The sequence below is a fragment of the Paraburkholderia fynbosensis genome (assembly GCF_902859935.1).
GTDB classification, from domain to species: Bacteria; Pseudomonadota; Gammaproteobacteria; order Burkholderiales; family Burkholderiaceae; genus Paraburkholderia; species Paraburkholderia fynbosensis.
The window spans coordinates 323,846-331,057 of sequence record NZ_CADIKI010000008.1; the positions used below are offsets into that span (position 1 = coordinate 323,846).

At 62.5% G+C, this 7,212-nt stretch carries 5 protein-coding genes and 1 pseudogene; 5 read left to right on the top strand and 1 reads right to left on the bottom strand.

Features of this window, described 5'->3' with window-relative positions; all coding sequences use genetic code 11:
* Position 1 precedes the first annotated feature (1 nt).
* From HV770_RS16185 to HV770_RS16200, 4 genes are all read left to right on the top strand, one after another.
* Positions 2–1,603, top strand: a complete 1,602-nt coding sequence (locus HV770_RS16185) for a benzoate-CoA ligase family protein (RefSeq protein WP_175161096.1) — start codon at positions 2–4, stop codon at positions 1,601–1,603.
* Between the two features lie 8 nt (positions 1,604–1,611).
* Complete coding sequence (locus HV770_RS16190; protein ID WP_175161099.1) at positions 1,612–2,472, top strand: alpha/beta fold hydrolase; 861 nt, start codon at positions 1,612–1,614, stop codon at positions 2,470–2,472.
* 187 nt (positions 2,473–2,659) lie between these two features.
* Positions 2,660–2,995 carry a hypothetical protein gene (locus tag HV770_RS16195; RefSeq protein ID WP_175161101.1) on the top strand — a complete coding sequence of 112 codons (336 nt, stop codon included), beginning with the start codon at positions 2,660–2,662 and terminating at the stop codon, positions 2,993–2,995.
* An 83-nt stretch (positions 2,996–3,078) separates the two neighbouring features.
* Positions 3,079–5,199: a phosphocholine-specific phospholipase C gene (locus HV770_RS16200; protein ID WP_175161103.1), complete on the top strand. Its 2,121-nt coding sequence runs from the start codon at positions 3,079–3,081 to the stop codon at positions 5,197–5,199.
* 122 nt (positions 5,200–5,321) lie between these two features.
* Here the strand turns inward: HV770_RS16200 and HV770_RS16205 are convergent, their stop codons facing one another.
* Complete coding sequence (locus HV770_RS16205) at positions 5,322–5,702, bottom strand: DUF5594 family protein (protein ID WP_175161105.1); 381 nt, start codon at positions 5,700–5,702, stop codon at positions 5,322–5,324.
* 72 nt (positions 5,703–5,774) lie between these two features.
* On the opposite strand from HV770_RS16205, the pseudogene HV770_RS38670 reads away from it, so the two are divergent.
* Positions 5,775–6,793 (top strand): annotated as a pseudogene (locus HV770_RS38670) (IS66 family transposase); the annotation flags it as partial.
* Positions 6,794–7,212 lie beyond the last annotated feature (419 nt).

The window sequence follows — 7,212 nt, forward strand, 5'->3', positions numbered from 1 at the left end:
TATGGAAGCCCTGCTGGAAACAGCCGCCAGTCATTCCCCCGCGACGGTCGCCCCGCCGCCCGCGCTATTCAACTTCGCCGCGTACCTGTTTCAGTTGAACGAAGCACGCGCCGGCAAGATCGCCTACATCGACGACACGGGCCGCACCACCTACGGCGAACTCGAAGAACGCGCACGGCGTTTCGCGAGCGCGTTGCGCACGCTCGGCGTGCATCCGGAGGAGCGCGTGCTGCTCGTGATGCTCGACACCGTCGCGCTGCCGATCGCGTTTCTCGGCGCGCTGTATGCGGGCGTCGTGCCGGTCGTCGCGAACACGCTGCTCACCGCCGCCGACTATGTGTACATGCTCACGCACAGCCACGCGCGTGCCGTGATCGCATCGGGTGCATTGCTGCCGGGCGTCACGCAGGCGTTGGATCAGTTAAATAGCGCCGAACAGGACAGTTGCCCGTTGATCGTTTCGCAGCCGCTCGACGGCGAGCCTCTGGATGCGCCCCGGCTCGATGAGCTGATCGACGCCGCCGCGCCCGCCGTCAAGTGCTGCGCGAGCGGTGGCGACGATATCGCGTTCTGGCTGTATTCGTCGGGCTCGACCGGCAAACCGAAGGGCACGGTCCACACGCACGCGAATCTGTATTGGACCGCCGAGCTGTACGCGAAGGCGGTGCTCGGGATCGTCGAGAGCGACGTGGTATTTTCCGCGGCCAAGCTGTTCTTCGCGTACGGCCTCGGCAACGCGCTGACCTTTCCGCTCTCGGTCGGCGCGACCGCCGTGCTGATGGCCGAGCGCCCTACCGCCGACGCGATTTTCGCGCGCCTCGTGCGGCATCGCCCGACAGTTTTCTACGGCGTGCCGACGCTGTACGCGAGCATGCTCGTGTCGCCCAACCTGCCCGCGCGCGCCGACGTCGCGATGCGCGTGTGCACCTCGGCGGGCGAAGCATTGCCGCGTGAGATCGGCGAGCGATTCACCGCGCACTTCGGCGCAGAGATTCTCGACGGCATCGGCTCGACCGAAATGCTGCATATCTTCCTGTCGAATCGCGCGGGCGCGGTCGAATACGGCACGACCGGCCGCCCGGTGCCGGGCTACGAAGTGGAACTGCGCGACGAAGCCGGCCGGCCGGTGCCCGATGGCGAAGTGGGCGATCTGTATATCAAGGGGCCGAGTGCCGCGCTGATGTACTGGAGCAATCGCGAGAAAACGCGCGCGACGTTTCTCGGCGAATGGATTCGCAGCGGCGACAAATACAGCCGGCTGCCGAACGGCTGCTATGTCTATGCGGGCCGCAGCGACGACATGCTGAAGGTCAGCGGGCAGTATGTCTCGCCGGTCGAAGTGGAGATGGTGCTCGTTCAGCACGACGCGGTGCTCGAAGCGGCGGTGGTCGGTATCGATCACGGTGGGCTCGTGAAGACTCGAGCGTTCGTCGTGTTGAAGCGCGAGTTTGCACCGTCTGAGATACTCGGGGATCAGTTGAAGGCCTTCGTCAAGGAACGGCTTGCTCCGCATAAGTATCCGCGCGATATCGTATTCGTCGATGATCTGCCGAAAACCGCTACCGGCAAGATTCAACGCTTCAAACTGCGCGAACTGTCATAAGGTGATCCATGGAGAAACCCGCTCTCGCCACCGTTGCCGCCGCGTCTGCTGTCACTACGGCGGGAGACTTCGTCGAACTGCCCGCTACCGTATCGCATGGGCCGCTGCGCATCGAATATCGTTGGGTCAACGAAACGTCGCTCGATGCGCCGATCGCCGTGTTCCTGCACGAAGGACTCGGCTCGGTCGCCATGTGGCGTGACTGGCCGCAAGTATTGTGCGAGCGGCTCGGCATGCGGGGGCTGGTCTACTCGCGTCCGGGTTATGGGCTATCGACGCCGCGTGCGCATGACATGAAATGGCCCGTCGACTTCATGACCGCTCAGGCGCGCGACATCCTTCCAGCTTTGCTCGACGCGCTGAATGTCGAGATGCAGGAGCGCAAACGGATGTGGGTGATCGGCCATAGCGACGGCGGCTCGATCGCGCTGCTGTACGCGGCGCTGTACCCCGAGGCACTGGCTGGCGCGGTAGTGATCGCACCGCATGTGTTCGTCGAAGATATTTCGGTGGAAAGCATCGCGCAGACCAAGCGGCTCTATGAAACCACCAATCTGCGAGACAAGCTCGCCCGCTATCACGCTGACGTCGATTCCGCGTTCTATGGCTGGAACGATATCTGGTTGAACCCCGCGTTCAGGCAATGGACCATTGCGACGGAACTCGCGTCGATTCGCCAGCCGCTGCTCGCGGTGCAAGCGCATGACGACAACTACGGCACGATGGCGCAGATCGATACGATTGCCGCACGCGTGCCGCATGCGCGGCTCGTCAAGCTCGATGCTGGCGGACATTCTCCGCATCGGGATGCACCGGAAAAGTTGAATGAAGCGATCGAGGCGTTTGTTTTGGGAAGCGTTGGCCGATAGGGAAAGAGAGAGCCTCAGTTCACTGCGTCGCAGCCGACATACAAGCGCGAATACGCCGCCATGAGCGACATCCCAACTCCGCACGTTCTCTTCATAAAAATTACACAGGTAAGCGATTATGCTGCGGCATCGCTGACCTCGGCACACGGATGCCCTGGCGCCCCTTCCCCGTGCCGGAGACATTCTCATGTCCGTCGAGTCGAAGCCCGCTCCTGCTTTGCTGCGCAAACGTTTGACGAGCGCATTGATCATCACGTCGCTAAGCGCGCTGCTCGGCGGCTGCGGCAACGACGACGACGCAGCCCGCACGAACACGCTGGGCGCGACCAACAGCACCGCCGACGACAGCAACAGCAGCCCGTCCGCATTCGCGGCGCTGCCCGGCAATTCGTCGTCAGCCACGCCCGCACCGCCCTCGCTCACGATTCAAACCCCGGCACTGCCCGCATCCGACGCTGGCGCAACGCTATCCGCCGTCGCGCCGGCACCGCTCGCGACGCCTGTCATTCACACTGTGGATTGAGTTTCGCGCCGCACACGACGCGCGGCTCAGCCTCACGCGCGCTGTGTGCATCGTTCGTCAACCGAAGATCGAAAGCCAAAACCATGACTTCAAAAAATCGCCGTGATTTTCTACGCTCCGCCGCGCAAGCTGCCGGTTCCGTCACCGCATTGGGCATGCTGCCCCTGGGCATTCGCAATGCGCTCGCCATTCCTGCGAACAACCGCACCGGGTCGATCCACGACGTCGAACATATCGTCGTGCTGATGCAGGAAAACCGCTCGTTCGACCATTACTTCGGCACGCTCAAGGGCGTGCGCGGTTTCGGCGACACCCGCGCGATCAACCTGCCCAATGGCAAACCGGTCTGGTATCAGCCGCTCGCGACGGATGCCGCCAATGCAGGTTACGTGCTGCCGTTCCACCCCACTGCGCCGAACCTGGGTCTGCAATTCCTGCAGGATCTCGCGCACGACTGGGGCAGCACGCACGCCGCATGGAACGGCGGCCGCAACGACCAATGGGTGCCCGCCAAAAGCGCGACGACGATGGCCTACCTGACCCGCGACGACATCCCGTTTCACTATCAGCTCGCCGACGCGTTCACGATCTGCGACGCGTACCACTGTTCGCTGATGGGACCGACGGACCCGAACCGCTACTACATGTGGAGCGGCTGGGTCGGCAACGACGGCAGCGGCGGCGGCCCGGTGATCGACAACTCCGAGCTCGGCTACGGCTGGTCCACCTATCCGGAAGTGCTGCAGAATGCGGGCATCTCGTGGAAGATCTATCAGGATGTCGGTAACGGTCTCGACGCGAACGGCTCGTGGGGCTGGACGCAGAACCCGTACATCGGCAATTACGGCGACAACTCGCTGCTCTACTTCAACCAGTACCGTAACGCGCAGCCCGGCAATCCGCTCTACGATAACGCCCGCACCGGCACCAACGCGGCGAAAGGCGACGGCTACTTCGACATTCTCAAGCGCGACGTGCAGAGCAACGCGCTGCCGCAAGTCTCGTGGATCGTCGCGCCCGAAGCGTATTCCGAGCATCCGAACTGGCCGACGAACTACGGGGCGTGGTACATCGATCAGGTGCTGCAGATTCTCACCTCGAATCCGGAGGTGTGGAGCAAGACGGTGCTGCTGATCAATTACGACGAAAACGACGGCTTCTTCGATCACATTGCGCCGCCGTTCGCGGCGTCGTCGGACGCCAGCGGTCTGTCCACCGTCGACACTGCTTACGAAATCTACCCGGGCGATTCCAAAACGCCCGCGGCGCCGTACGGACTCGGGCCGCGCGTGCCAATGCTGGTGGTGTCACCGTGGTCGAAAGGCGGCTATGTCTGCTCGGAACTGTTCGACCATACGTCGGTGATCCGCTTCATCGAAAAGCGTTTCGGCCAGCACCACAACCTCGGCGAATCGAATATCACGCCATGGCGCCGCGCAGTATGCGGCGATCTGATGTCGGCATTCAACTTCGAAAGCCCGAACGCCCTGCCGCCCTCGCTGCCGAGCACGAGCGCCTATGTGCCGGCCGATCAGGAGCGCCACCCGGATTACGTGCCGCAACCGCCGGCCGTTCAGACGGTGCCGAAGCAGGAGCCCGGCGTGCGCCCCGCCCGCGCGTTGCCGTACGAGCTGTTCGTGCGCGTGCAGAGCGAAGGTTCGAGCGGCAAGCTGGCGATGCGCTTCGTCAACACGGGACGCACGGGCGCGGTGTTCCTCGTGTATGCCGCGCAGAGCGCCGATGCACCGCGCAGCTATACGGTCGAATCAGGCAAGCGACTGGAGGATCAGTTGCCGCTGAACGCGGACGGCAGCTACGATTTCACGGTACACGGTCCGAACGGTTTTCTGCGCCGCTTCGCGGGCAAGCCCGCATCGCACAACGGTTGGCACGGCTCGGACATCGCGCGGCCTGAAGTCGCCGAGGGCTACGACGTGTCGAACGGCAATCTGCAACTGCGGCTCGCGAACGTGGGCAGCGCGCGTTGCCAGTTCACGATCGTCAACGCGTACGATGTGAACCACGTGATCAAACATTCGGTGCGCGGCGGCGATACCGATCAGCTCTACCTCGATCTGCGCAACGCGCATGGCTGGTACGACCTGACCATCACGGTCGATACGGACACGGCGTTCGTGCGCCGCTTCGCGGGGCACGTCGAGACAGGCAAGAGCAGCATGAGCGATCCAGCGTTGGGGCACTGAGCACCTGTCGAACGCGTCGACAGCAACGGCCGCTGCCGGGGGACACGCAGCGGCCGTTTTTTCATGCGGCGCCTGTTTTCAGCGTATTCGTCACGTTACGATACGCGCGTTGCGCGCACCGCTCACGACTCGAAATCGAGCCCGCCGATCAACGCCACGGGTTCGCCCTGCGTATGCGACAGAAAATCCAGTTCGCGCGCGTGAGTCCAGGCGCTTAGCTTGCGAGGCAGCGCGGCGAGATAGCTGACGAAGCGCGCCTCTCCTCGCGCGTCCATCAGTCGTTCGATTTCGTCGCTGTCCCAGGTCAGATAGAGATTCAACGGATGCGCGTAATGGCCGAGCTCCGCGAGCGGCGCGGCATGAATCCGCACGCGGGTGGGACGCCCCGGCCCGCCATACGGCAGCACTTCGGTATGCACAGTGGTCGCAAAGCAGGCGGCAATGGCCTCGGCGATGCGAGGCGCGAACTGTTCGTCGAAACGGGCGGCACTCTCCGGACGCATCTATGTCTCCGATCTTATGCACACGTATTGAGCAGAGCATCGTAGCATGCGAGCGGATCCGCGCCCGTAGTCTGCGACAGCGCGATGAATTTGTTGGGCGAAGACGTGGCCGAACAGCTTGAGTATGTGCCGACAAGCTTCCGGGTCGTCTGTCATGCGCGCCCGAAGTTTGCGTGCGCGTGTTGCGACCACGTCTCGCAGGCGTCTGCACCCGGCCGTCCCGTTGAACGCGGACTCGTCGGTCATGTACGCGAAGGCGTCGAGCTTGATCGCTCGCTGCTCGCGAAATGGGCTGTTCACACTGCTGCGGCCGCTTGTTGAAGTGCTGCGCCGTCAAGTGATGGCGGCGATGAAATTGCACGCTGACGACACGCCGGTTCCGACACGCGTGCACCGGGTAACGGCAGGCGAATGCCGGATTCTTGTGGGCGTACGTGCGCGATGATCGCCCCTCTGCCGATATGACACCGCCAGCGGTATGGTTTGCCTATACGTCGGATCGGCAGGCATGCATCCGCATGCATCACCTTGGCTTATTCAGCGGTACGCTGGACGCCGACGCGTGCGCTCACTAACAGGCCATCTGCGAAACCGGGCGTGTCACGGAGGCTACCTTTTGGGCAAATTCGTGACGGCAGTTCTATGAATTGCACGTAGCGCGCGAATGCTTTGGACACTGAGGTGCTCGAGCGCATCGGCGCGCTATGCAGGATTGAGGACGCGATCGGGGCAAACCTGCCATGCGCATCGTCCTGAACACGCGCGGCCGCTATTCGATCGATTCTATGCGTGGGTCGCATCTACACTGGAAACGCTCTCGCGCAAAACCGACGCGAGCCGAACCATTCTTTGTGGACTGAACCGGTGGGAAGTGCCCATGCGCTGTTGCGATAACGGTCGGCTCGAAATCGACAACTGCGAGTCGAACGCGCGATTGCAATCTATAGCTCGTTGGTACCGCAAGGATTAACGGCATCCATCCAGACGCGTATCCGCGCTTCGTGTTTGCACGTATCGCAGGTCACCCGATTAACCGCGCTGACAAACTCGAGTTATGGGTCATCGCCGATCGGCTGCGCGTCACAGTTTGACGATCCCAATCGCAGTCAAGACATTGCTAGATATGCGTTTACGGGACTGGAGCAGTCCCGCGATTACAGCGGTTTCTGCCGCAGGGGAGGTAGTGACCGGCACACGACAACGTGTGAGGCGTCGCCGCTTGTATTGTGCTGCCAGGTCGAATGGGTGCCGATCGGATGTGCGGTGATGAGAGTCGCTGAAGGACTGAGATGCGTATCGCAGTACAGGTCAGCGATATGAGGCCCTCGCGCTTCGCGATGGAGCCCGCTTGTTCGTTCAAGTCAGATTAAGGCCCGTAAACGCAGAAACCCCACCTTTTTCGGGGTGGGGTTTCTGTTGCTGCTGGGGAGCCTGACGATTACCTACTTTCACACGGGCAATCCGCACTATCATCGGCGTGGAGTCGTTTCACGGTCCTGTTCGGGATGGG

What these genes read in the sequence shown, in the direction of transcription:
- HV770_RS16195 (WP_175161101.1), top strand. Translation starts at nt 2,660, where the DNA reads ATGTCCGTCGAGTCGAAGCCCGCTCCTGCTTTGCTGCGCAAACGTTTG.
- HV770_RS16185 (WP_175161096.1), top strand. Translation starts at nt 2, where the DNA reads ATGGAAGCCCTGCTGGAAACAGCCGCCAGTCATTCCCCCGCGACGGTC.
- HV770_RS16190 (WP_175161099.1), top strand. Translation starts at nt 1,612, where the DNA reads ATGGAGAAACCCGCTCTCGCCACCGTTGCCGCCGCGTCTGCTGTCACT.
- HV770_RS16205 (WP_175161105.1), bottom strand. Translation starts at nt 5,702, where the DNA reads ATGCGTCCGGAGAGTGCCGCCCGTTTCGACGAACAGTTCGCGCCTCGC.
- HV770_RS16200 (WP_175161103.1), top strand. Translation starts at nt 3,079, where the DNA reads ATGACTTCAAAAAATCGCCGTGATTTTCTACGCTCCGCCGCGCAAGCT.